Source organism: Solibacillus sp. FSL R5-0691 (assembly GCF_037974225.1).
Taxonomy (GTDB): Bacteria; Bacillota; Bacilli; order Bacillales_A; family Planococcaceae; genus Solibacillus.
The window spans coordinates 137,409-160,167 of the sequence record NZ_CP150231.1 but is presented as its reverse complement, the minus strand read 5'-3'; the positions used below and the strand labels follow the sequence as shown (position 1 = coordinate 160,167).

General features: G+C 39.7%; 27 protein-coding genes. 8 read left to right on the top strand and 19 right to left on the bottom strand.

What is annotated here, in order from left to right:
- Positions 1-137: 137 nt before the first annotated feature.
- Positions 138-593 carry a helix-turn-helix transcriptional regulator gene (locus MKY51_RS00825; protein WP_339174740.1) on the top strand — a complete coding sequence of 152 codons (456 nt, stop codon included), beginning with the start codon at positions 138-140 and terminating at the stop codon, positions 591-593.
- 35 nt (positions 594-628) lie between these two features.
- Here the strand turns inward: MKY51_RS00825 and MKY51_RS00820 are convergent, their stop codons facing one another.
- Positions 629-937 carry a DUF6509 family protein gene (locus tag MKY51_RS00820; RefSeq protein ID WP_339174738.1) on the bottom strand — a complete coding sequence of 103 codons (309 nt, stop codon included), beginning with the start codon at positions 935-937 and terminating at the stop codon, positions 629-631.
- Positions 938-1,071: 134 nt separating this feature from the next.
- On the opposite strand from MKY51_RS00820, the gene MKY51_RS00815 reads away from it, so the two are divergent.
- Positions 1,072-2,247, top strand: a complete 1,176-nt coding sequence (locus tag MKY51_RS00815; RefSeq protein WP_339174737.1) for a DHHA1 domain-containing protein — start codon at positions 1,072-1,074, stop codon at positions 2,245-2,247.
- Positions 2,248-2,308: 61 nt separating this feature from the next.
- On the opposite strand, the gene MKY51_RS00810 is transcribed toward MKY51_RS00815, so the two are convergent.
- From MKY51_RS00810 to MKY51_RS00750, 13 genes are all read right to left on the bottom strand, one after another.
- Entirely contained in the window at positions 2,309-2,665 is a 357-nt protein-coding gene (locus MKY51_RS00810; protein WP_339174736.1) for a rhodanese-like domain-containing protein, read from the bottom strand.
- 284 nt (positions 2,666-2,949) lie between these two features.
- Positions 2,950-3,768 (bottom strand): metallophosphoesterase, encoded by an 819-nt coding sequence (locus tag MKY51_RS00805; RefSeq protein WP_339174735.1) that lies wholly within the window; start codon positions 3,766-3,768, stop codon positions 2,950-2,952.
- A 37-nt stretch (positions 3,769-3,805) separates the two neighbouring features.
- Entirely contained in the window at positions 3,806-4,435 is a 630-nt protein-coding gene (locus MKY51_RS00800; RefSeq protein WP_339174733.1) for a glucose-6-phosphate isomerase, read from the bottom strand.
- A 38-nt stretch (positions 4,436-4,473) separates the two neighbouring features.
- The gene (locus MKY51_RS00795) at positions 4,474-5,187 is read right to left on the bottom strand and encodes a silver transporter (RefSeq protein ID WP_339174732.1); all 714 of its coding nucleotides are present in this window, start codon (positions 5,185-5,187) and stop codon (positions 4,474-4,476) included.
- Positions 5,153-6,040 carry an ABC transporter ATP-binding protein gene (locus MKY51_RS00790; RefSeq protein ID WP_339174731.1) on the bottom strand — a complete coding sequence of 296 codons (888 nt, stop codon included), beginning with the start codon at positions 6,038-6,040 and terminating at the stop codon, positions 5,153-5,155. Before MKY51_RS00790 ends, MKY51_RS00795 begins: the two co-directional genes overlap by 35 nt.
- A 4-nt stretch (positions 6,041-6,044) precedes the next feature.
- A complete protein-coding gene (locus MKY51_RS00785) occupies positions 6,045-6,416 on the bottom strand; it encodes a GntR family transcriptional regulator (RefSeq protein WP_339174729.1) in 372 nt (123 codons plus the stop codon).
- Between the two features lie 487 nt (positions 6,417-6,903).
- Positions 6,904-7,308, bottom strand: coding sequence for a Na+/H+ antiporter subunit G (locus MKY51_RS00780; RefSeq protein ID WP_251691382.1), 405 nt, complete (start codon positions 7,306-7,308; stop codon positions 6,904-6,906).
- Positions 7,286-7,570 (bottom strand): Na(+)/H(+) antiporter subunit F1, encoded by a 285-nt coding sequence (locus MKY51_RS00775; protein WP_008407457.1) that lies wholly within the window; start codon positions 7,568-7,570, stop codon positions 7,286-7,288. Before MKY51_RS00775 ends, MKY51_RS00780 begins: the two co-directional genes overlap by 23 nt.
- The gene (locus MKY51_RS00770; protein ID WP_339174728.1) at positions 7,567-8,049 is read right to left on the bottom strand and encodes a Na+/H+ antiporter subunit E; all 483 of its coding nucleotides are present in this window, start codon (positions 8,047-8,049) and stop codon (positions 7,567-7,569) included. Before MKY51_RS00770 ends, MKY51_RS00775 begins: the two co-directional genes overlap by 4 nt.
- A gap of 14 nt (positions 8,050-8,063) precedes the next feature.
- Complete coding sequence (locus tag MKY51_RS00765) at positions 8,064-9,548, bottom strand: Na+/H+ antiporter subunit D (RefSeq protein ID WP_339174727.1); 1,485 nt, start codon at positions 9,546-9,548, stop codon at positions 8,064-8,066.
- Positions 9,541-9,879 (bottom strand): Na(+)/H(+) antiporter subunit C, encoded by a 339-nt coding sequence (locus tag MKY51_RS00760; protein ID WP_339174726.1) that lies wholly within the window; start codon positions 9,877-9,879, stop codon positions 9,541-9,543. The genes MKY51_RS00765 and MKY51_RS00760 overlap by 8 nt, the downstream gene beginning before the upstream one ends.
- Position 9,880: 1 nt before the next feature.
- Positions 9,881-10,303 carry a Na(+)/H(+) antiporter subunit B gene (locus MKY51_RS00755; protein WP_339174725.1) on the bottom strand — a complete coding sequence of 141 codons (423 nt, stop codon included), beginning with the start codon at positions 10,301-10,303 and terminating at the stop codon, positions 9,881-9,883.
- Positions 10,290-12,698, bottom strand: coding sequence for a Na+/H+ antiporter subunit A (locus MKY51_RS00750; RefSeq protein ID WP_339174724.1), 2,409 nt, complete (start codon positions 12,696-12,698; stop codon positions 10,290-10,292). The genes MKY51_RS00755 and MKY51_RS00750 overlap by 14 nt, the downstream gene beginning before the upstream one ends.
- Before the next feature lie 333 nt (positions 12,699-13,031).
- Here MKY51_RS00750 and MKY51_RS00745 point away from each other — a divergent pair, with 333 nt between their 5' ends.
- The 5 genes from MKY51_RS00745 (at position 13,032) to MKY51_RS00725 (ending at position 17,442) form a co-directional block, all read left to right on the top strand.
- Positions 13,032-13,718, top strand: a complete 687-nt coding sequence (locus MKY51_RS00745) for a histidine kinase (protein ID WP_087618520.1) — start codon at positions 13,032-13,034, stop codon at positions 13,716-13,718.
- Positions 13,719-13,786: 68 nt separating this feature from the next.
- On the top strand, positions 13,787-14,491 hold the full coding sequence (locus MKY51_RS00740; protein ID WP_339174722.1) for a FadR/GntR family transcriptional regulator: 705 nt from the start codon (positions 13,787-13,789) through the stop codon (positions 14,489-14,491).
- Between the two features lie 110 nt (positions 14,492-14,601).
- Positions 14,602-15,318 (top strand): (Fe-S)-binding protein, encoded by a 717-nt coding sequence (locus tag MKY51_RS00735; RefSeq protein WP_339174721.1) that lies wholly within the window; start codon positions 14,602-14,604, stop codon positions 15,316-15,318.
- 19 nt (positions 15,319-15,337) lie between these two features.
- Entirely contained in the window at positions 15,338-16,765 is a 1,428-nt protein-coding gene (locus MKY51_RS00730) for a LutB/LldF family L-lactate oxidation iron-sulfur protein (protein ID WP_339174720.1), read from the top strand.
- Complete coding sequence (locus MKY51_RS00725) at positions 16,762-17,442, top strand: lactate utilization protein C (protein WP_339174718.1); 681 nt, start codon at positions 16,762-16,764, stop codon at positions 17,440-17,442. Before MKY51_RS00730 ends, MKY51_RS00725 begins: the two co-directional genes overlap by 4 nt.
- 44 nt (positions 17,443-17,486) lie before the next feature.
- On the opposite strand, the gene MKY51_RS00720 is transcribed toward MKY51_RS00725, so the two are convergent.
- Entirely contained in the window at positions 17,487-18,686 is a 1,200-nt protein-coding gene (locus MKY51_RS00720) for an MFS transporter (RefSeq protein ID WP_339174717.1), read from the bottom strand.
- A 186-nt stretch (positions 18,687-18,872) separates the two neighbouring features.
- Here MKY51_RS00720 and MKY51_RS00715 point away from each other — a divergent pair, with 186 nt between their 5' ends.
- Complete coding sequence (locus MKY51_RS00715; protein ID WP_339174715.1) at positions 18,873-19,553, top strand: DUF421 domain-containing protein; 681 nt, start codon at positions 18,873-18,875, stop codon at positions 19,551-19,553.
- Positions 19,554-19,641: 88 nt separating this feature from the next.
- Here MKY51_RS00715 and MKY51_RS00710 read toward each other — a convergent pair whose 3' ends face one another.
- Genes MKY51_RS00710 through MKY51_RS00695 form a run of 4 tightly spaced genes read right to left on the bottom strand, consistent with a single transcriptional unit; the run spans position 19,642 to position 22,629 of the window.
- Positions 19,642-20,424 carry an ABC transporter permease subunit gene (locus tag MKY51_RS00710; RefSeq protein ID WP_339174714.1) on the bottom strand — a complete coding sequence of 261 codons (783 nt, stop codon included), beginning with the start codon at positions 20,422-20,424 and terminating at the stop codon, positions 19,642-19,644.
- Complete coding sequence (locus tag MKY51_RS00705) at positions 20,411-21,313, bottom strand: ABC transporter ATP-binding protein (RefSeq protein ID WP_339174713.1); 903 nt, start codon at positions 21,311-21,313, stop codon at positions 20,411-20,413. The genes MKY51_RS00710 and MKY51_RS00705 overlap by 14 nt, the downstream gene beginning before the upstream one ends.
- Positions 21,310-21,510 (bottom strand): PLD nuclease N-terminal domain-containing protein, encoded by a 201-nt coding sequence (locus MKY51_RS00700; RefSeq protein WP_339174712.1) that lies wholly within the window; start codon positions 21,508-21,510, stop codon positions 21,310-21,312. The genes MKY51_RS00705 and MKY51_RS00700 overlap by 4 nt, the downstream gene beginning before the upstream one ends.
- Before the next feature lie 12 nt (positions 21,511-21,522).
- The gene (locus MKY51_RS00695) at positions 21,523-22,629 is read right to left on the bottom strand and encodes a helix-turn-helix transcriptional regulator (protein WP_339174710.1); all 1,107 of its coding nucleotides are present in this window, start codon (positions 22,627-22,629) and stop codon (positions 21,523-21,525) included.
- Positions 22,630-22,759: the final 130 nt, after the last annotated feature.

Sequence of the window (22,759 nt, the reverse complement as noted above, 5' to 3'; positions counted from 1 at the left end):
TTTTTGAACATTATAAGTTATGATTAGACCGGGAAAAATCAGTGTCAACACGAGGTTGCGCCCTGACGCACCTATAACTATCTTTACTTTATCCGTACACTTCATCAATACTGAAAACAAGGAAGGGGATGACTCACATGATTTTTAGTGAACGATTAAAAAAAGAACGAGAAAAAAGAGGTTGGTCACAAGCCGAGCTTGCCGAGAAAATTCATGTTAGTCGCCAATCCGTTTCTAAATGGGAAACCGGAAAAAACTATCCAAGTATTGAAGTAATCATTGATTTGAGTGATTTATTCGGCATCACAATCGATGAAATGTTAAGGAGTGACGGAGAATTGAAAGAAAAAGTAATTCGAGATAGTAAGAAATTGGCGTATCCAAAATGGAAAGCGTTCTTTGATAGCGTGTTTTTATTAGGGATATTTTTATTGGCCGCAAAACTGATTATAATAGGCTTAAATCATTTTGCGGGTATGAATATTATCATTCCTGAAGGCTTACCAAAAGTCCTTTCAAACTTCTTGCCGTTAGCCTTAATGGTAATTGGCGGGATCGGTGCAGACCAGCTGAAAACGAAATATATTGATTAAAAAAAGGTAGCGAATTCGCTACCTTTTTTTGATGATTATTCAGCTTCTGTTTCACTTGAATCAGCAAATAATTCCTCTTTGCAAAACGCTAAAATCATTGCTTCTTCTTCTTCTTCCAATGCAAAATCCAAAAACTCATTATTGGCTTTATCAATAATAAAATAGTTCACGATGCGTACGTTGTCATCTATTACTCCAACGATTACACGAATTTCTAGTCCTGCAGCGGAATACAGTTCATCTTCCTCATCCACTTCAACATCTAATAGAAACTCATAACGCTTACCTTCAATAATCTTCGTCGGATCTAAAATTTCTTCTATTGAAAATTGCGTAATATTCATATTCATGCTCCTTCCGGGAAATGCTTCTATTTTATCATAAACGAAAATTGCCGCGCGTCAAATAACAATCATTCATTTACACCGTGACAGCAACGTTTTCATATGACAAACTAGAAATTAAGGAGTGATGGACTTTGAAAAATCTATTTTATTACGAAGATGCAATGATGAAGGAATTTACGGCACAGGTTGTGAAAACAAGTAAAGATGAAACGGGAAATTTCATTGTACTGAACAATACGGCATTTTATCCTACTGGTGGCGGGCAACCCCATGATACAGGCTGGATTAATGAACTGGAAATTATTGATGTTGAGAAAATTGATGAGGAAATTCGTCATTATACGGCAGCCGATGTGTCGAATATTTCCGGGGAAATATCCGGAAAATTACATTGGTCGCGTCGATTCGACCATATGCAACAACATGCGGGACAGCATATTTTAACGGCAGCCTTTGTGGAATTATTCGATATGGCGACAGTAAGCTTCCACTTAGGAACAGAGCTTGTCACAATCGATTTAAATGTTGGTGAAGTATCTGAAGATCAGTTGGCGGCAGTGGAAAAACGTGCTAATGAAATCATTTTGGAAAACCGTCCGATTGAAACAAAATGGGTGACAAAAGAGGAATTAGCGCAATATAACTTACGAAAAGATGTGAAAGTCGACGAAGATATCCGGTTAGTCATTATCCCTGACTATGACTACAACGGCTGTGGCGGTACACATCCTACTTCTACCGGACAAGTAGGCTTGTTGAAGATTTTAGCTACGGAGAAAATGAAGAAGCAGATTCGTATACATTTCGTTTGCGGTAATCGCGTATTACAGCAGCTGGCTATGCGTAAACAGGTTTTAAGCGATGTAGCCCGCCAATTGAGCTCACCGGAAGAAGAAGCAGCTGAAGCGTTGCGTAAATTCGCGAAAACGGCCAAGCAAACAGAGAAAAGTTTAACGGAAGCACAAGACGCCCTTCTTGAATTTGAAGCAAAAGAGTTAGCAAACGAAGCAGTTGCTGCAGCGACATTCGAAAACCGCTCAATTCAAAGTCTGCAAAAGCTGGCGCGTTTTATCACTCAGCAAAATGGTGAGGCAATTGCACTGCTCGTTGCCAATAATGAAGACAAGCTACAATTTGTTGCGGCACGCGGCAGTGAGCAAACGAAATCGATGAAAGATATTTCTGCTGCTGCTTTACCGCTCATTAATGGTAAAGGCGGCGGAAATGATGCACTTGTGCAAGGCGGCGGTGAAAAAAAGGTATCGGCAGAAGCGCTGATTGAGGCTATGAAAGAAGTAATTCAATAACCTGTTGCGGGATAAATGAAAAAGCTAATGATGGATTGTACCATTCATTAGCTTCTTCTATTTAACCTGCACGCAGTCCATTCATACCACGGCGGACATTTGTTATATCAGTATAACCGAGCTTCACAAGTTCCTTGCACGCCTTATTACTGCGCGCCCCACTTTGACAAATGACGACAATTGGCCGATCTTTCGGCAAATCCCCTAAATACGTTCCAAGAGGACGATTAATAAACTGAGGAATGTGAGCCTCTTTATATTCATTTTGTGTACGGACATCCACAAATACATATTTCTCGTCTTCCAGTAAAGGCTGCAGCTCTTTTGTCGTAATATATTTCACGCCTTTTTTCGGCATAAAACGTACGATCATTGCAATAATTCCCACCATTGCAAGTAGTGTAATAATCCCTTCCATTTGCATACTCCTAAAATCTGTTTTCACTTATTTTACGATACTCTGCACAAGCTTACGAATATTTTGCGCTTTTAGAAAGGGATCCCTACTCTTATAGGATTATATTAGAACTTTTTTGAGTTTATTAGAACAATGGAACACTTTATTTGAACAGTTCACCTGTTTATTAGAAGAACTAAAACCTATTTTAGAACTTCTTGAACATTTATTAGAACTTCCACATTATATTAGAACTTTTTCAAGCTTATTAGAAAACATGCAGCATATATTAGAAAATCTACTGACTAGCTTTCCTTTTTCAGCTCAACGGCATAAATTTCAGGCAAATTAAAGACCCGGTAAGGAAACAGACTATTCCCCAACCCTCTGTTTACGATCATTTCCGTTTCCTGCTCTTCATAAATCCCCGCAGTGTATTTTGGCATGAAACCTTGTGTTGGCGCAAAAAGTCCGCCGATAAATGGCAGACGAATTTGGCCGCCATGTGCATGCCCTGTAAACACTAAATCGATTTCCTTTTCAACATATGTTTCAAACAGCTCAGGACGATGCGACAATAACACTTTAAATGCGTCCGGATCCATATTGTAAAGGGCTTCATCTATCGACTGACCCACTTCTTTTCCCATTAATGGGTCCTCAACACCCGCAACGATAATGTGCTCTCCGTTGCGCTCCAATTGGACCGCATCATTCGGCATTACATGGACACCGAGCTCATTTAAAGCAGTATATATTTCATCTGTTAAATTCAATGCAACTTCGTGGTTACCGAGGACATAGTATACATCCGTAATTTCGACCAACTGGCGGACAGCCTGCAAACTGTTTTCCAGGTCATAGCGGCGACTATCTACTAAGTCACCCGTTAAGAAAATAGCATCCGGTTGGGTAGCCTGCACTTTTTTTACTAACCGTGACTGATTTTCCCCGAATGTTGCATCATGCAGATCGGTCACTTGGGTAATCCGGTATCCATCAAAACTCGCCGGAATTTTCTCTGATTCATGTACATAATCGGTCGTGACAAGCCAATTATTATTTATATATAAAAATAGATAGACAACACCTATAAAAATGATTAATTTCAATAACTTTTTCAATTTATTCGCTCAATTCATTGTGAGTTTTAAGCAGCTACTAATACCACCCATCTTTATCAATAATATTGAACTGTTTCGGAACATTCAAGTGTAAAATCCGTTTACCAATTAATTCGTTGAGTGGATGATTATAGCTTTCATACTCAGAAGAGCTTAATAGTTCCATAGACAAACGCATTGATTTTGCCGTAAATTTCGTTTCGGTCTCCTCAATGTATAGCTTGTTTTCATTCCACCAAATCTTTGGAGCTGTAACATACGGCGAAATATAAACACGATTCAAATACAGCGGTGTCTCGTAATAAGAAACCTCTATTTTATTGTCATTTGATTCGGTCCAGGAAATAAAGACCGGTAAGTGATGGCCCGTTTGTTTGCGAATAACCTCAATGTTTTCTGCCGTTGCTTCAAATGTTTTAGAAAATTTTAGATGCTCTTCCTTCAGACTTTCAAACTGACGATTTTTTAAATCCTTCTCCAGCTGTTCAGTTTCCTCCAGTTGCTGCTGTAAAACTTTATCAGAAGCAATCTTTTCCACATTGCCCGATACAAACAGCAAATAGACAAGTGCCAATATTCCACAACTAAAGTAAATTACCGCAAACCAAAGTGTTCTTTTCGGCTTCCAGATTTGCACCTTTGAAACTAACACGTTTGTAACTATCATAGCTATACCTATTATTATAAGAAGTATCAAAATGCCACTCATGTGCGTGTCACCTCTCTTTTCTGTCGGATCAACGCAATCAGAAGCCAAATAACGATGACATAAACAGTACTTCGTCCGATAATCTGCATTGCTCCATCACTAAAAACAAATTGCCATATATCATACTTATATTGGCGAATTAATAAGAAGATACCGGCAGCGAGTATGATAAAAGCGATCTTTGAGAAATCAAACATGGCGTGCAAAAAATAGCCGATCGATGCGGCAAGTAATGTACAAACAATAAAACCGATAATAGCAGTAAATGAAATAGTGGAGTCGTAATATATATTCTGTTCTCCCGTACTCAACAGATTAATAAAAACTGAAATAATTAATGTGCTAATTGCAGCCGCAAGTGTAAAAATACATAAAATGATAAGGAATATTCCTGTTGAAGCAACTTCCGTTAAATTTGTCGTGACAATCGAATAATTTTGCCGGGCAAGCTGCTTTGAAGCAAGCATCCAACCTAAAATCAGCATGAGTATAATCGTATAAATAAAAAATCCGTCCAATGAATAAAAGCGCTCTTCATAATTTACAAAACTAGTTCCTGTTCCTAACGAACCGCTCATACCGCCCGAAAGTAACCCCATAAAAATATAAACAATCAGCACCGTACTGAACAGCGAGCTGTACGCCTTACATTTCCATTTTACCTGCTCATAAATATTACGCATTGGACTTACTGTTACGATAGATGTCATCAACGGAACCCCCTTTCGATGTCGTCAACGCTTTGCATACATCACTAGCCGATAAACTTTGCATCCTTACGCCATCAGGTAATGGCAATTCACTGTTTTTCACAATCGCTTCATAAATTGGACCGTTTTCATATGTCGCAAGTAGTTCATATTCTTTTAGTGCCGGCTGCACATTCTCCTTTTGCCCTACTAGCTTGACCGCTAGCTGCTGCACCTCTTCGACTGGAGCGAATAATTCGACTTGCCCTTCATGCAACAGCAAAATGTCTTCGATTAAATGCTCCATTTCATTTAAATAATGACTGGAAATAATCATTATGCGCGGATATGCCATGAAGTCCTTTAAAATAACGCGGTACATATCATCACGGATTGTCTCATCCATGCCATTCATCGGCTCATCCAGCAATGTAATCGCACAGCGGCTGGCAATACCGTAAATCAAATTGAATACGGCTTTTTGACCTTTGGATAAGTGATGGTGGTGATTTTTTTTGGATATCCTGCTAAACTTCAATAGTTCAAATGCTAATTCTGTTGCAAAATTTTTATAAAACCTTTTCCCCGATTCAAGAATTTCCTGTAAGTTCATCACTGACGGAAAAGTCATCGCATCCTCGATAAAAATGGTATTCGCAGCGACCGTTAAATTTTGAAATGGTCTTTTTCCAACGACTTCAATGATTCCACCCGATGTTTTTACATGCCCTGCTAATATTTTCAGCAATGTCGACTTGCCGACACCATTTCGTCCAATGAGCCCAATAATCTTTGGTTCTGTAATTTCAAAAGATACCTGTGTCAATATTGTCTTTCTGCCGTACCGCTTTTCCACTCGTTCGCAAACAATCATTCATTCACCCCTCCTTTTGAATATGCTTGATCAGCTCAATTAAATCTTCATCCATTACCCCTAAACGTTTTGCTTCTTCTACAATTTCCTTTGCCATCTTCGTCAATGTATCACTTCGTCTCGTTGTTAAAATCCGATGTTTTGCATCCCCCATCACGAACATACCAAGCCCTCTCTTTTTATATAAAATTTCTTTTTCTACTAAAATCGTCAGACCTTTCCCTGCGGTTGCCGGATTAATATTAAAAATTTCAGCAAGCTGATACTGGGAATAAACTTTTCCTTCCGGAAGCAGCCGGTCCGCCAATATCTCATTTTCGAGCCATTCCGCTACTTGCATATAAATTGGCATTGTACTCTGTGTGTTAAAAATCAAAGAGATCCTCCTTTCTAAGTTATCCAGTACATTAGTGTTGTAATGTACTATATAAAAAATAAGCTTATTTGTCAATAAATCAAGAAATATTATCCACATATACTATTTATCCACAAAGTTATACACATTAACGTCGATTATCCACAATTTAATCACCATTTTTCAACAGGTTAAATTATATTTATCCACAAAAAATATTTTAAAATTCTATTTTAGAACAGGATTTCAAAAAAATATTCGAATATATTTTCATTTGTTCTAGAAACCGTCATATTTTTCTTCGTAAAGTCTATTTATTTTTATACGAAATAGGAATATTTTTAATTTCTTATATCCATGATCTGTTAAAAATAAAAAACAGTCCTCCGTTATTCGATAAATTTGTTACATTATCTACAAGTTATCCACATCGTTCTATTTGTTATCCACTAAAAAAAAGCATTTTAAAAGCGATATGTTATCACTTCTAAAATGCTTTTCAAATTCATTATTTAATTTCCTTCAATGTGGCTTCCACTTCTTCTTTTACTTGTAAATTCTCTTCGCCGAATAGAATTTCATTCAATGCATCGTCCCCAGAACCTTCCGCCAGTGGTACGCGCGAACGATATGCTGCGCGACATACTAAATGCCCTGAAACAGGTGCCGTAATAAATACGAAGATAATTCCTAAAATGAGACGAATGCTCACATAGCCATCATGGATCCAAAAGTAAATGAACCCGCCGAACAAGCAAAGCAATACAGAAAGTGTCGCACTCTTCGTAGCTGCATGTGAGCGTGTATACACATCCGGCAAACGTATCATGCCGAATGCGCTAATGACACTCACAATTGCACCGAACAAGATAAGAAGTGCCGCCATTAATTCAATCAGCTGATTTACGTTCAACAATGACACCTCTTTCTATATATTTCGAGAATGCAATTGTTCCGATAAATGCTAAAATCCCCAGTATTAAAATGGCTTCCAGAAATGCCTTTGTTTTTAGAACAATCGACACGATGGCGATGGCAGAAATTAAATTAACACCAATCGTATCAAGAGCGATTGCGCGGTCAGGCAGTGACGGCCCTTTTATTACACGAAATAGGGAAAGTCCGATTGCCACCATAAATAGAACAAGTGCCGCCTTTAGGATTAAATCGATCATTGTGTCACCTCCAAAATGGCACGTTCAAACTTGCCGATTGAACGGAGTACCGTTTCTTTCGATTCTTCTATATCCATCGCGTGAATATAAAACGTACTGCTATCTTCTGAGACTTCCATTACAACTGAACCCGGTGTCAACGTTAACAACAGGGCCAATGTTGTCACTTGATAGTCCCCTCTTAATTTTGTTTCATAAGTAAAAATACCCGGTGTAAAATTCATCTGTGGATCCAGCACTTGTTTTAATACAGAAATACTTGATGAAAGCAGCTCTCGAATAAATATTAGGATGAGCTTAATAATCTTTAATACACGACGCAAGTAAAACTGTGTTCCGAAAAATCGATGCATAGCATATAAAATCAATGTTCCGACTAAAAAGCCTGACATAAATGTCGTAAAGTCTGCAGTTGGATCATCCTTCAGCAAAAACCAAAGCGCCGCAATAAATAAATTAATAATAAATTGACCTAGCATGTGCTCACCCTCCTTTATTTATTCGTATTTAAAACCGCATCAATGTATACGGAAGGATTTGATAATGTGTAGGCAGCATCATTCACATAAACCGCCAGACCTTCTGCGCCAACCCCTAAAGCAACAATACAGATCGTCAATAGCACAAATGATACCATCGCCCCGCGTGGCATCCGAATTTTGTCCTCTTCATTAATCGATGTTTCTCCAAAAAATGAAGCAAGGAAAATACGCATTAATGAATAGAGCACGATGATACTCGAACCGAATGCCAGTGCCAACAAAATATAGGACTCTGTTTCAACAGCACCCTGGCCGATCAATACTTTTCCGATAAATCCGCTTAATGGCGGAATTCCGACAAGTGCACATAACATAATGAAGAACAGCCAGCCGAATACCGGATAAATTCGAATTAAACCATTCATATTTTTCACGACAATTTCCCCTGTTAAAAGCACCATTGTTCCGATAAGTAAAAACAGCAATGCCTTACCGAGCATGTCGTGGATTAAGTAATATACCGCGCCTGCCATTGCAGATTCAGTTCCGATTGCAAGTGCCGTCAATATAAAGCCAACACTGATGATAACGTTATACGTAGCAATTGTCCGTACATCGCGTCCGGCAAATGCGCCCATACATCCTGCTATAATTGTCAGTCCTGCCATCACGCCGATCGCTGTATGCGTTACTTCCGGCTGTAATGGAAACATAAGCGTGAACGTACGGAATAATGCATAAATACCGACTTTTGTTAGTAGCGCAGCAAATAATGCCTGTACCGCTGTTGGAGGCACACTGTATGAACCAGGCAGCCAAAAGAACAGCAGCAAGCCTCCCTTTAAAGCAAATACAATGAGGAAAACTAGTGCTACAACCGTCAGTAACGGATCTTGGCCGGCTTCTGCAACGCGCTGTGCAATATGTGCCATATTTAATGTCTTTAACGTTCCGTACATGAATGCGAGTGCTACAAGGAAAATCCACGAAGCGACTACATTAATGAGCACATACTTGATCGACTCGCGCAGCTGTATCTTTCCACCGCCCAATGCAACAAGTACATAAGACGCCAGGAGCATTACTTCAAAACAAACGAATAAGTTGAAAATATCGCCAGTTAAAAACGAACCGTTTACGCCTGCAAGTAAAAACAGAACGAACGGATAAAAATACATTTTTTCGTGACGTTCGCCAATTGTAGAGAAGGCATAGATTAAACAGACTGCTGTAACAATGCTTGCCGTCAAAACAAGAAGGACCGAAAATGAATCGGCAACAAATAATATACCGAATGGCGGTGCCCAACCACTAAAGTCTATACGCATAATACCTTCTGTTTGAATAAGCTGTAACAGGACAACGGATGTTGCTATTACAAAAATCATAGTTACTAAACTTACAACTCGCTGAAGTTTAATATTATTATTTAAAAATACTAATAATGCCGCCGTTATAATCGGCACAATCATAGGCAAAACAATTATATTATTCATCTGATGACCCTCCAAGTTCCTCTAGATCATCGGTTCCGTTCATTAAATACATACGATAAGCCAATACGAGTAAAAAGGCCGTAACAGCAAAGCTGATAACGATTGCTGTTAAAATCAATGCTTGTGGCAAAGCATCGGTATAGGGTGCGGCCGCTTGACCTAATAACGGTACACTCCCCTTTTTTAATCCGCCGACTGTCAATAACAACAGGTGAACGGCATGAGATAAAATGGCGGTGCCGACAATTACACGTATGACACTACGAGAGAGGATTAAATAAGTAGCGACTGCGACTAAAATGCCGACAAGTACAATCATTAATGATTCCATACTATTCATCCTCACTTATATTTAAAATAATCGTTACGAGTGTACCGATAACCGTCAATGCGACACCTGCTTCAAAAATCGTAACAGTCGACAAATGTTTTTCTCCTACTAATGGAAGATTATAATAACCATCTGTCTGTGTTAAAAAAGGTACATCAAAGAAAATCGAGGCAATGGCAGAACCTGTCGTCAGCAATACACCGACTGCAGCAACTTTTTTAAAGTCGAACGGCATGCCTTTATGCACGGTTTCAATGTCGTACGTCAAATATAACAGGACAATCCCCGAGCCAAGCACTAGTCCGCCGATAAATCCGCCACCCGGAGCATTATGTCCTGCAAAAAATAAATACATACCAAGCGTAAAGACGATGAATACAACGCCTCGTACGACTGATTTTAAAATAACATCATTTACTTTCAACGTCTGCATCCCCCTTTTTCGCCTTAAGCTTAATAAGTGTGTAGACGCCAAGTCCTGCAATGAAAAGTACCACTACTTCAAGCATCGTATCAAATGCACGGAAATCGCCTAGAATCGTGTTGACGATATTTTTTCCTCCTGCCAAATCATACGAGTCCTCAAAGAATTTTGAAATTGGTTCAAAACGATCGTAATTCATTACAGCTAATCCGATCAGTGTCACTGTTGCACCGACCGCAATCGAAATTGTTACTTTCGCAAAACGCCAGCTTTTAGAAATATACTCATTTTTAAGCTTCGGTAAATATTTGAATGATAGTAAGAACAATGCTGTTGTAACTGATTCTACGACAAGTTGTGTAAGCGCCAAGTCCGGAGCTCTGAACACGACGAAGAAAAAGGCAACAGAATAGCCGAGAACCCCGTTCAAAAGCACAACTGTAATTCGCTGCTTAGCAAATATGATCGCTATTGCAGCCGCAATCATAACGAATACAAGAACCAGTTCATAAGGCTCGATCACCGAGTCTTTTGAAGGATTCCAGCTGAACACGTCCGCATAAATCATATACCCTGCCAATAGAGTTACAAAAAACACATAGATATATACGAAATAATAAGTTAAGTTACCGTTCATATAACGGTTTGTTACACGTCCTGATACACTCTCACTTGAATTGATCACACGTTCATAAATCGCATTTAACGTAAAGCTTTGCGGAATTAACTGGTAGACTGGACGCCATTTTTTTAATGTACGATATAAGAAGTACCCTACAACAATGACACCAAGCGTCATAATAAGCTCCGTGTTAAACCCGTGCCATGCTGAAATATGAGGCGTCAATTCCTCAGCCGAAGGAAACATTGGATAAATGCTTGCCATCGCCGGACTTAAAATATAATGGCCCAAAACATTCGGGAATATAAAAATTCCAATGACGAATGCCACTAAAACAAATGGTGAAATTAACATACCAAATGGCGCTTCATGTGGCGGCTTTTCCAGACGATCCGGCTGTATTTTCCCGAAGAAAGTACGCATGACGATAATGACACAGTAAATAAACGTAAAAATACTTGCCACCCAGGCGATGATCGGGAATAAAAGGCCAATGCTATCAAGTGAGAAAATATCAAGCTGCGTAATTTTTAATGTTGCTGTAAAGAACATTTCCTTACTTAAAAAGCCATTGAATGGTGGTAAACCTGCCATTGAGGCACTGCCGATGACGGCAATTGTGAATGTAAATGGCATTAACGACATCAAGCCGCCTAGTCGGCGAATATCACGTGTGCCTACTTCATGATCGACGATACCGACCATCATAAAGAGCGCACCTTTAAATGTTGAGTGGTTGATTAAATGGAATAGTGCAGCAAAAGTAGCCTGCGTATATATTACTGACTGTGTTGAATATCCAAAATGCAGCGCTGCAGAACCAAGACCGAATAATGACATGATCAGTCCAAGCTGACTAATCGTAGAGTATGCGAGCAATGCCTTTAAATCATACTGACGAACCGCATTGAACGAGCCCCAGAATAATGTTAGAAGACCTACCCCGCTCACTGCCCAAAACCAAACTTCATGCCCGCCGAAAATCGGTGTTGTACGAGCTACTAAGTAAATACCCGCTTTTACCATCGTTGCGGAGTGTAAATAGGCGGAGACAGGTGTCGGTGCTTCCATCGCATCCGGCAGCCAAATATGGAATGGGAATTGTGCTGATTTTGTAAACGCACCTAAAAGTACAAGACACATTGCCGGAACAAAATAAACACTCGATTGCACGACATCCAAATTCTCAATAATTTCGCGAATACTAAACGTTCCGGATGCAACATATAACATTAAAAAACCGGCGAGCATAGCGACCCCACCAGAAACGGTAATGGTCATTGCTTTTCGCGCACCTGCACGAGATGCTTTACGATGATGCCAGAATGCAATTAACAGGAAAGACGATACGCTCGTTAATTCCCAAAATACATAAAGCACCATTAAGTTATCCGAAAATACGACGCCTAACATCGCGCCCATAAATAATAGTAAATAGCAATAGAAATGGTGTAATGATTCTTTCGTTGATAAATAGAAAATTGAGTAAAGTATTACTAAACTGCCTACCCCAGTAATGAGTAAGCTAAAAATCATACTCAAGCCGTCTAAATAAGTAGTAATATTAATACCGAAAGAGGGGATCCACTCAAATGTTTTGATGAACACTTCGCCATTGGCAATTCGAGGGATATATGTAGCTAAAATCGAAAACAACGCAACAGGGACAATTAATACGAACCAACCTAAATGTATATTTTTAAATCCCCTGTATATTAACGGGATTAATGCTGCAGCAATAAATGGGAGCATAATCGAGAAAGCAATAACCAAAAGCAATAACCTCCTAACCTATTGAGCCGATAATAATATGTAAAGTTCGGCATTCGAACAATCACACTTGACTATCTATATAACTATCTTCATAATAATGTGGCATATGGGGAATATATTTTCCAACAACAGTAATCTTTTAAAAATTACAAATGCAAAAAATATAACAAAAATTTACTGAATATAAATATGCATCATAGAAATAAGTATACAATAATAATGAGTGCATTGCACTGTAATAGCCTTCGTATTATCTCAATTATGCTTAATTTCTAAAAATATATTCGGATTCATTTCATTATTATAGGATAAGAAAAAGAGGTGCGAACTAAAATGAAACATGTTAAAGGCCGATTAGACGAAAGTATTTTGGTTTGTGTATACTACGGACAAAATGGTGAGCGTTTAATTCGCCGAGGACACAAGCTTGCTACACTACTTGACTGCCCATTATATGTGTTGACTGTTGATTCAAAGCCACTTGATGCATTTGATGCTGAAAAATCCGGCTATATCGAACAGTGGAAAGAACTGACTGATGAATTGGAAGTTGAACAATTCATTATTAAGGATAATGAAAAGCGTCCATTCCATAAAGTTATAACAGAGATTGCAATGGACTTTAATATCACTCAAATCATTGTGGGTCAAAGTGCTCAAAGCCGCTGGGAGGAAATCACAAAAGGTTCCTTCTTGAATGTCCTTTTAAAAGAAGTACCATTCGTTGATTTTCATATTGTATCGGTAAAGCGTCCTTCTGAGGATGAACTGATCGATGTTTATGAAAAAGGTGTCCGTGCTTATATAATCCAGGAAAATGACTACTATAAAGTCGTGTTTACATGCCCTAAAATAGTGGCTTTGGAAGGTATTTTCTTTAAGGAAATCGGAACAGACTTCGATAATGGGATATTCAAATTCAATTATAACGGGAAACTTTTAGAGGCTGATATAACAGAAGGTACTGTTAATAACCCTGAAATTCTACCTAAAGATCGTTTTACATCACTAAAACCTTAATACGAAAGCTGTTTCCAAGTTATTGGAGCAGCTTTTTTTAGAATATAAAATACGAAAGGACTTTTAAAATGAAATTTGAAGTACCAAAGACTAAGAAACTATACGAACAAATTGCCGCTATAATTGAACATAAAATTACGATCGGGGAAATTTCGCCTGGCGATAAATTAGATTCCGTTGAACAGCTTGCCAAAAACTTTGAAGTTGGGCGCTCTGCCATCCGTGAAGCATTAACTGCTCTTCAGGCACGGGGTATTATCGAAATTCGCCAAGGAGAAGGAACCTATATCCGCAAAGTAACTGCCCAGGATATTTCTTTAAACATTCCTACATATGCCTCATTTTCTGAGCAGGATTTACAGCAAATATTTGAAGTACGGAAAATTTTAGAATTAGGTCTTATTGAGAATGCTGCAAAACGCAGAACGACTCGGCAGCTTGAACAATTAGAAGAAGCGCTCAGTAAAATGAATGATGCACTAATCGATCCTGAGGCAAGCAGTAATGCCGATATGCAATTTCATGCAATCATTGCCGAAGCAGCGGATAACCCTCTCCTTGTTTCGATGCTTCAAAGTGTTTCCAAGCCAATTGCACGGCAAATCCAGCATACCCGTTCCATTTTATCCACTTCAGATCATGCCGCTTTACACAATTTACATGAAGAACATACTGCGATCTACAACGCTTTAGTGCATGCAGATGATATACAGGCTAAAGAGGCGATGGCAAAACACCTTAAAACCGTTGAATCATTACTTTTTGAACAATAATGTTTTTTAAACGTTATTATTCTCGTTAAATACTATTTCATTAAGTCATCAGATGACCTGTTGACTTAATTATCAGAAAGTTGTAAATTTAATAGAACAGGGGGGATTGGATGAATGTATCATTATTCGCTACATGTTTAGTTGATATGGTTCAAAGTAATATCGGAAAAAACACGGTTGAGCTGCTGGAACGCTTAGGCTGTAAAATAAGTTTCCCAAAAGGCCAAACATGTTGCGGCCAGCCAGCCTATAATAGCGGCTATGTAAAAGCTTCTAAAGAAACGATGAAAAATACAATCCGCGTATTTGAAGATGCAGAAGTCATTGTCTGTCCGTCAGGTTCTTGTGCATATATGCTGAAAGAATATGTTCATATTTTTAAAGATGAGCCACTTTGGCAGGAAAAGGCACAAAAAATCGCAGACAAGACATATGAACTGACACAATTTATTGTCGACGTACTTAAAATTGAGGATGTTGGAGCAAAACTGAACGGAACGGCTACATATCATCCTTCATGTCATATGACACGCTTATTGAAAGTGCAACAGGCTCCCCTCAAATTGCTTCGTAATGTAGACGGTCTTGAACTTATGGAAATGCCACTAAAGGAAAATTGCTGCGGCTTTGGCGGAACATTCTCTATTAAAATGGGGCCGATTTCAGAACAAATGGTAGATGAAAAGATCGCTTCTGCCGAGCAAATTGCTGTCCATTATTTAATAGGCGCTGATGCAGGCTGTCTCATGAACATCGGCGGACGGATTGACCGGAAAAACATTGATATAAAAACAATGCATATCGCAGAAATTTTGAATAGCCGCTAATAGAGAGGACGTGTTTCAAATGGCGATGAAAATCAGTCAGCAAAAATTTAATGAACGTCTATCATCCAACTTGGAAAATGATTTTATGCGTGGTGCTGTAGCCGGCGCACAGCATCGCTTTCAAACAAGACGGAGCGTTGCTGTTGATCCCTTAGATTGGGAAGAGTGGCGCAACCATGGTGAAGAAATCCGGCAGCATGTTTTGGAAAATCTTGATTACTATTTATATGAGTTGAGTACAAGCGTTGAAGCACGAGGCGGTCATGTATTTTTTGCCCAAACCGCCGAAGAAGCTACCGAATACATTTCAACAATTGCGAAACAAAAGAATGCCAAAAAGATAGTGAAAGCAAAATCGATGGTAACCGAAGAAATCAATTTAAACGCACACTTGGAACAGCTCGGATGTGAAGTGATCGAAACGGATTTAGGCGAATATATTTTACAGCTTGATGACCATGATCCACCTTCTCATATCGTGACACCGGCACTCCATAAAAATAAAGATCAGATTCGGGAAGTGTTTGAACAAAAAATTGGCTATACGGCTTCTTCCCAACCTGAAGAACTGGCACTTCATGCCCGTAAAGTTTTACGTGACCATTACTTAACGGCGGATATCGGCATTACGGGATGCAATTTTGCTGTTGCCGAAACGGGTTCTGTTTGTTTAGTAACGAATGAAGGAAATGCGGATTTAGTAACAGCCTTGCCGAAAACACAAATTTCAGTCATGGGAATGGAGCGTTTAGTTCCCACATTTGAAGAAATGGAAGTTCTCGTCGGCATGCTGACACGCAGCGCGGTTGGCCAGAAATTGACAAGCTATATTACAGTGCTGACAGGCATAAAAGAAGCGCTTGAAGTCGATGGACCCGAAGAATTCCATTTAGTCGTTGTAGACAATGGACGTTCTTCAATTTTAGGCGGGGAATTTCAATCGATTTTACAGTGCATTCGCTGTGCTGCATGTATTAATACATGCCCTGTTTACCGTCATGTTGGGGGGCATACGTACGGATCCATCTATTCAGGTCCTATCGGTGCCGTATTATCACCGTTATTAGGTGGTTATGATGATTATAAAGAGCTGCCCTATGCCTCTACTCTATGTGGCGCATGTACAGATGTATGCCCAGTAAAAATTCCATTGCACCAGTTGCTTCATAAGCACCGGGAAGTAATCGTTGAACGGGAAGGCCGTGCTCCAATAAGTGAAAGTTTGCTCATGCAGGCATTTGGGATGGGCACTTCTTCAAAGTCAATCTATCAATTGGGCACTAAAATGGCTTCAACCGTTATGAAGCCATTTACGAAAAACGAAAAAATTACAAATGGTCCCGGTCCACTGAAAAACTGGACAGCGTATCGTGATTTTCCTTCCGTGCAAAAAGAACGTTTTCGTGACTGGTTTGAACAGCATAACAAGGGAGGCAAATCCAAATGATTCAAAATCGAGAGCCCTTTTTACAAACAATCGCTGCACGTCTTGGCAGATCCGCTCCTTCTTTAACAAAACCCGAAAGAAACTGGAAGCACCTGCCTCAACACGAAGTATTGAAGGACGCTTCGATGGAAGAACTTATCGAAGTGTTGAGAGAACAATGCTTAAACATTCACACTACATTAAAGAGATGCACCCAACAGCAATTGCCTGAAATATTAAATGAAACAATTGCAGACTACGGTGGCGGGCGCGTAATTTACAGTAATGATTCCCGATTTAGAGTGCTGAATGTGTTACCCGTTTTCGAACAATATGAACATTTAAAGTGGCAATCTGCAAAAGGTTACCAAAATATCGACTTTGCTGAACAGGCAAATGTCGGTGTCGTAATCAGCGAAGTGACATTAGCGGAATCCGGCACGATCATGCTTCAAGCGTCACCTGAAGTTGGTCGAACACTTTCATTTTTGCCTGAAAATTCGATTGCAATTATCCCGAAAAGCAGCATCGTTCCCCGCATGACACAGGCTGCTCAGTTTCTACGGGAGCAGTCACATGTCTCATCCTGTATCAATTTCATTACAGGACCAAGCAACTCAGCAGATATCGAAATGAACTTAGTCGTCGGTGTACACGGGCCGGTAAGAATGACGTATATTTTGGTGGAGGATTATTAAAAAAGAACTTCGGACATTAAAATCCGAAGTTCTTTTATTTACCCCTAGTCCCCTACTCGATCACGAGGCAGGAAAAATGCCACGAGCAATAATAATGTCAGTACCGATATCGCGTTCATTGTAAAGTGAATGCCCATCTTATCAATAAGAATCCCAATAACAACCGAGCCAATTGCCCCCATCCCAAATGCTACACCGACTGTTAACCCGGCCATAGTACCGATTTTCGATGGGACAAGTTCCTGTGCATACACAACAGTCACTGTAAAGCTGACCATAATTAAGAGCCCAATAATAATGAGTAGAATCATTACAGCAGGCAACGGGACAAACGGAAGAGCCAGGCAAAACGGAATCGGTGCGATCACCGACAGCAATATAATATTTTTCCGACCGAAGCGATCTGATAATGGGCCACCAAAAAATGTGCCTACAACCCCAACTGCCATAAATATAAAGATAAACAGCTGACCGCGCTCAACACTCATCCCATACTGTTCCGATAAATAAAAGACATAGAAACTTGTTATATTCGTAACGTAAAACGAACGGGCAAATATAATGAACAGCAGCACGAGTAAAGCCATTCCAACTTGTTTTTTCGTTAAAGGAGGCAAGGACGAAATCAGCATTTTTTTGATTTTTGATCTCTTTTCCGCCTCGAGCTGACGTTTATACCACATTGATATTTTCGTTAATAAAAAGATCCCGATTGACGTAAAAATAAGAATTACCGATACGCCGTACATCCCGAAAGGCAAAATGATAAATGCGCTTAGTAGTGGAGCTAATGCCTGTCCGCTGTTGCCCCCTACCTGATAAATGGACTGAGCTAAGCCGCGCTTATTACCCGCAGCCATAAACGACACACGTGATCCTTCCGGGTGGAAAATGGCTGAACCAAGTCCCAAGAATAGAACCGACACTAAAATCATCCAGTATTCGCCCGCTAATATGAGCATTGTCAACCCGATAAATGAGCTCACCATCCCAAGCGGCAATGCATACGGAAATGGCTTCCTATCTGTCATAAATCCGACGGCCGGCTGTAGTAGGCTGGCAACCATATTCAAAACAAATGAAATCAGGCCAAGTTGCGTAAACGTTAATCCTAAATCACGCTCCAATAATGGGAACATCGCTGGTATAACCGCCTGCATCGTATCATTGATTAAGTGACATACCCCAATGGAGACCATGATGGGATAAACAGGGTTCGATTGTTTTACTGTTGTAGTCGACAATTTTTCACATTCTTTCTGTTATATCAATTTTACTTCTCATATTTCTCAGCTCACCCATATGCTGTCGTTTTATAACCCTTTCACTTTTAACTCTCATCATGAATTGGTTAAAGTGCATAGTTTATCGCATTTTATTCATACTACCCATTAAAAGGAGGGATTATCATAGAACTGAACCTTGGCGAAATGATTTTACGTGCAAGCTGTGCATTTTTCGCAATTTTAATACTCGCTCGTATTATCGGTAAAAAGCAAGTGAGTCAGCTCACTTTCTTCCACTATGCCACGGGTATCACATTTGGTTCGATTGCTGCCGAAATATCGACTCAAGTGGAAACCCCTTTTTTAGATGGTATAGTTTCTTTAATAGTGTGGACAGTATTAACAGTTGCCGTCAGCTATATTTCATTCAGATCAAAAAATGCACGTATCCTTTTTGACGATAAACCACAGATTGTCATTAATAATGGTGTCATATTAAATAATGAATTGAGAAAAGCGCGGCTTCATCCAGACGAGCTTGCTATGCTGTTGCGTGAACAGAGTATTTTTTCATTTGATGAAGTACAGTATGCCGTTTTTGAAACAAATGGAGAACTAAGTGTCCTGAAAAAACCGCTTGCCCGGACTGCAACAACAGCAGATGTTTCCGTATCTGCTCCTTCCCCGCAATACTTGCCGATGGAATTGATTACAGATGGACAAATTATTCGAAAAAATTTAAATGAACTTCAACTTACGGAAGACTGGCTCAGAAAAAAATTAGCAAAGAAAAATATCCATGACGTCAATAAAGTTTATTATGCGCAAATTTTAGAAAATGGATCGCTCTATATTAGTATAAAAAATGCTAGTCCACCTTCATAAACATTAACTCTCATTATATTCCTAATTTTCCTGTAAGTTAATAAAAAAAGCAGAAATCTCGTATAGGAACGTGATTTCTGCTTACAATTTATACTTTTAAATATCGGATATTTTTCTTGCTCATTTGAATTCCGATTAATACGATGACAACAAGTAGGACAAGAACAACAAGTAGCGTATACCAGTAATTTTCCATTAATACACTGTCAGTAAGGAGGCCTGTTCCGTACTTTGCCAGCTTCCACGGTGTAATACTCCAAAAGCTGCCGATTAATGTATCAATAAGCAGGCCGACTGGAATGAGAATAATTGTAATAGTAGCAGCGACCGATGTTTGGAAGGCTGCACTCATAGCAACAGTTAGTGCCATGACAAACAGTAACCATATGCAATACGTACCGAGCATTGCCAGAAATTTTGTTACATCTACAGTTCCGTAAAGGAGAGCCGTATAATACATGCTTCCCGCATAGCCCGCTAGTGCACTGATGATTGCAATTGTGCTTGCAACAATCCATTTACTGAAAAACAATGCAGTAAAAGACATCGGACGAACATAGAGAAGGGTCGCAGTACCATTTTGACGTTCCCGGCTTACCGAACCAATATACGCAGTAATTAATACGAGCAGTCCAATAGTCTGAAATTGACCCGTTGATGCAATAAGCAGATCAGCCGGTTGAAATTCAGGCATTGTCATCATAAATCCGTCGGGCATATTGCCGACCGCCTGCAAAATATCTTCCATGAAGTAATTCATAAGCGGATCACTAATTCCAAGAAGTATAAAAACGAGCGGAATCCATAAAATTTTAAAGCTGCGAACACTTTCACGCAATTCCTTTAAAAGTAATGCTTTAAATTGCTGCATGCTTTCCAGCCACCTTCATAAAGATTTCCTCCAGACTTGCCGTTTCCCGCTCCACTTTCACGACTTTATATGGTGATGCCGCCAATTGCTGAAGCAGCTGTTGCATCGATGGTCGTTCATCTACAACTTCTACATATGCCGCTATCCCTTCAGCAACAGCTCCTAATGTAGACTGACTCGCAAATTGACGTGCCTCTTCTGGAGTTGTAAACGTTATTTTAAAACGCGGTTCCTCAAACTTTTGCTTCACCTCTGTCAGTGACCCTTGTTCAACAAGTTTTCCATCCCGCAAAAACAGCAGCTGGTCGGTCATTTCCTCCGCATCGTTCAAAATATGCGTTGAGTACAAAATCGTCGTTTGCTGCTGAATTTCCTTCAATAAATTCATGACTTCCCGACGTCCAACCGGATCAAGTGCCGATACCGGTTCATCCAGCAACAGCAGCTTTGGTTTGTGCACTATTGCCTGGGCAATACCTAAACGCTGCTTCATTCCTCCTGAAAATGTCTCGGTCTTTTTATTCATCGCATCCTGCAAACCTACAAACTCGAGCATCTTTTTGCATTCACTTTTTAATGAACGCTTTTCAAGGCCATTTAAATTGGCCACCATCTCCATATATTCAAGAGCAGTCAGCCAGGAATAGTACTGCGGATATTGTGGTAAAAATCCGATTGCACTGCGAATATCCTTTACATCCGGCATGTTGATCTTGCCGCTTGTCGGTTCCAGTATATTGGAAAGCATCGAAAGCGCCGTCGTTTTCCCTGCGCCATTCGGACCGATCAGCGCTGTAGAAGTATGCATCGGCAAAGTGAACGATAAATCATCCACTACTTTTTTTGCTCCAAATTGTTTTGTGAGGCCATTCACTTCAATGCAGATCATTGGCTTTTCCGTCCGAACAGAAAGTAGGCAATCGGTCCGAGTGTATTAACAAACAATGATACGAGCACCCATACCCATTTCGGGCCGCGCGTCTCATAACTGCGTACAATATCCACAATGGCAACCGCCGCAAGCACCAATTGCAGTACTAATAACGGCGCAATAAGTCCCCAAGGAATATTCGATAATTGATCCATTTTAAATCCTCCTTAAATTTTCAAATGATGTTTTAAATTGATGAGTAAACTTTTATAGCGCGTATCGTTTTGCACACTGGCCAACATTGGATTCTCGGCAATACTTTCATAAATCGATTTTTTGATCGATTCCTCATCACGTGGTGTTTGTGTGCTCAACATAACTTCCTTTGCAATCCAGCCATCCAACAAGTAAAAATAATCGTCTCCTGTGAGCTGCAGTGGAAACTTAATTTGCGTACATACTTTCACATAGCGCTCAATACATCGAATTGCTTCATCTGTATTATTTTGTATTGCATAGCCGCTCGCTGCTTTTATATAAAACAGAAGCGTGTTGTGTATATTTAATTTATCTAAATGAAAAATGTCTATTATTGTTTCAATCCGGCTGACCGATTCTTCAAAATACGGGATATTTTCCATTTCCAACCCAAGTGCTTCATTCGCATTCGTTATCATATACAGTAGATGCTGATACATATGGACCTGATAAATTTCCTTCGCCTTTTCTATATTGCCAAGCATCGTTTGTGCTGTTGCGATAAGCTGCTCAGTCCCAAGCTGAACTACTGCGTCTTCCCCTAATAATTCGAGCACTTGCTGAGGTTCCCCTTTTAAAATATACGTATATGCTTCCAGTAAATTTGCCTCGTTTTTCAGCCTGTAATTTCCGCTGAACTCCTTCACACGTTTACAAAGGTCCTGAATTTTATCAGCAAGCGTTTCTTTTTCCTGTGCGAGATTAAAGTAATTGACATAAAGCTGCGCCATCTTCAGTAAAAACGGGAAGCAGCTATAATATTCATCAATGAGCCGATCGATTGCTGTATCCACTTCAGCAAATGGTTCCTTTGAAAAACGCTGTGCTAATTCCGCATACATTTTTAAAATTCGATCATCCGTCAATTGCGGCTCATAACCGAGCAGTGCATCAATTGAAGTATTGAAAAATGTTGCAAGCTTCGGCAACAGTCCGATATCCGGATAGCTTTGCCCTTTCTCCCACTTCGAAACAGCTGCCCTTGATACTCCGACATGCCGCGCAATTTCTTCCTGTGTTACTTTTAGTTGCTTGCGGCGTTCTGTAAAAATGGCCGCAAATTGAAAATTCGTCATCCCCCTCACCTCTTACACTTATTATAAAAAGAAAATCGGCTGTTTAATAGCGACTAATTCTTTCGGAAAGGAGATTTTGTCAACTGTTGGTTTCATTCGGGGATTGCAGGATGAAAATGTTCTAATATAT

What these genes read in the sequence shown, in the direction of transcription:
- MKY51_RS00705 (WP_339174713.1), bottom strand. Translation starts at nt 21,313, where the DNA reads ATGATCTGCATTGAAGTGAATGGCCTCACAAAACAATTTGGAGCAAAA.
- MKY51_RS00825 (WP_339174740.1), top strand. Translation starts at nt 138, where the DNA reads ATGATTTTTAGTGAACGATTAAAAAAAGAACGAGAAAAAAGAGGTTGG.
- MKY51_RS00760 (WP_339174726.1), bottom strand. Translation starts at nt 9,879, where the DNA reads ATGGAATCATTAATGATTGTACTTGTCGGCATTTTAGTCGCAGTCGCT.
- MKY51_RS00765 (WP_339174727.1), bottom strand. Translation starts at nt 9,548, where the DNA reads ATGAATAATATAATTGTTTTGCCTATGATTGTGCCGATTATAACGGCG.
- MKY51_RS00735 (WP_339174721.1), top strand. Translation starts at nt 14,602, where the DNA reads ATGAATGTATCATTATTCGCTACATGTTTAGTTGATATGGTTCAAAGT.
- MKY51_RS00695 (WP_339174710.1), bottom strand. Translation starts at nt 22,629, where the DNA reads ATGACGAATTTTCAATTTGCGGCCATTTTTACAGAACGCCGCAAGCAA.
- MKY51_RS00725 (WP_339174718.1), top strand. Translation starts at nt 16,762, where the DNA reads ATGATTCAAAATCGAGAGCCCTTTTTACAAACAATCGCTGCACGTCTT.
- MKY51_RS00800 (WP_339174733.1), bottom strand. Translation starts at nt 4,435, where the DNA reads ATGATAGTTACAAACGTGTTAGTTTCAAAGGTGCAAATCTGGAAGCCG.
- MKY51_RS00790 (WP_339174731.1), bottom strand. Translation starts at nt 6,040, where the DNA reads ATGATTGTTTGCGAACGAGTGGAAAAGCGGTACGGCAGAAAGACAATA.
- MKY51_RS00810 (WP_339174736.1), bottom strand. Translation starts at nt 2,665, where the DNA reads ATGGAAGGGATTATTACACTACTTGCAATGGTGGGAATTATTGCAATG.
- MKY51_RS00730 (WP_339174720.1), top strand. Translation starts at nt 15,338, where the DNA reads ATGGCGATGAAAATCAGTCAGCAAAAATTTAATGAACGTCTATCATCC.
- MKY51_RS00820 (WP_339174738.1), bottom strand. Translation starts at nt 937, where the DNA reads ATGAATATTACGCAATTTTCAATAGAAGAAATTTTAGATCCGACGAAG.
- MKY51_RS00710 (WP_339174714.1), bottom strand. Translation starts at nt 20,424, where the DNA reads ATGCAGCAATTTAAAGCATTACTTTTAAAGGAATTGCGTGAAAGTGTT.
- MKY51_RS00715 (WP_339174715.1), top strand. Translation starts at nt 18,873, where the DNA reads ATGATTTTACGTGCAAGCTGTGCATTTTTCGCAATTTTAATACTCGCT.
- MKY51_RS00770 (WP_339174728.1), bottom strand. Translation starts at nt 8,049, where the DNA reads ATGCTAGGTCAATTTATTATTAATTTATTTATTGCGGCGCTTTGGTTT.
- MKY51_RS00795 (WP_339174732.1), bottom strand. Translation starts at nt 5,187, where the DNA reads ATGACATCTATCGTAACAGTAAGTCCAATGCGTAATATTTATGAGCAG.
- MKY51_RS00740 (WP_339174722.1), top strand. Translation starts at nt 13,787, where the DNA reads ATGAAATTTGAAGTACCAAAGACTAAGAAACTATACGAACAAATTGCC.
- MKY51_RS00775 (WP_008407457.1), bottom strand. Translation starts at nt 7,570, where the DNA reads ATGATCGATTTAATCCTAAAGGCGGCACTTGTTCTATTTATGGTGGCA.
- MKY51_RS00745 (WP_087618520.1), top strand. Translation starts at nt 13,032, where the DNA reads ATGAAACATGTTAAAGGCCGATTAGACGAAAGTATTTTGGTTTGTGTA.
- MKY51_RS00700 (WP_339174712.1), bottom strand. Translation starts at nt 21,510, where the DNA reads ATGGATCAATTATCGAATATTCCTTGGGGACTTATTGCGCCGTTATTA.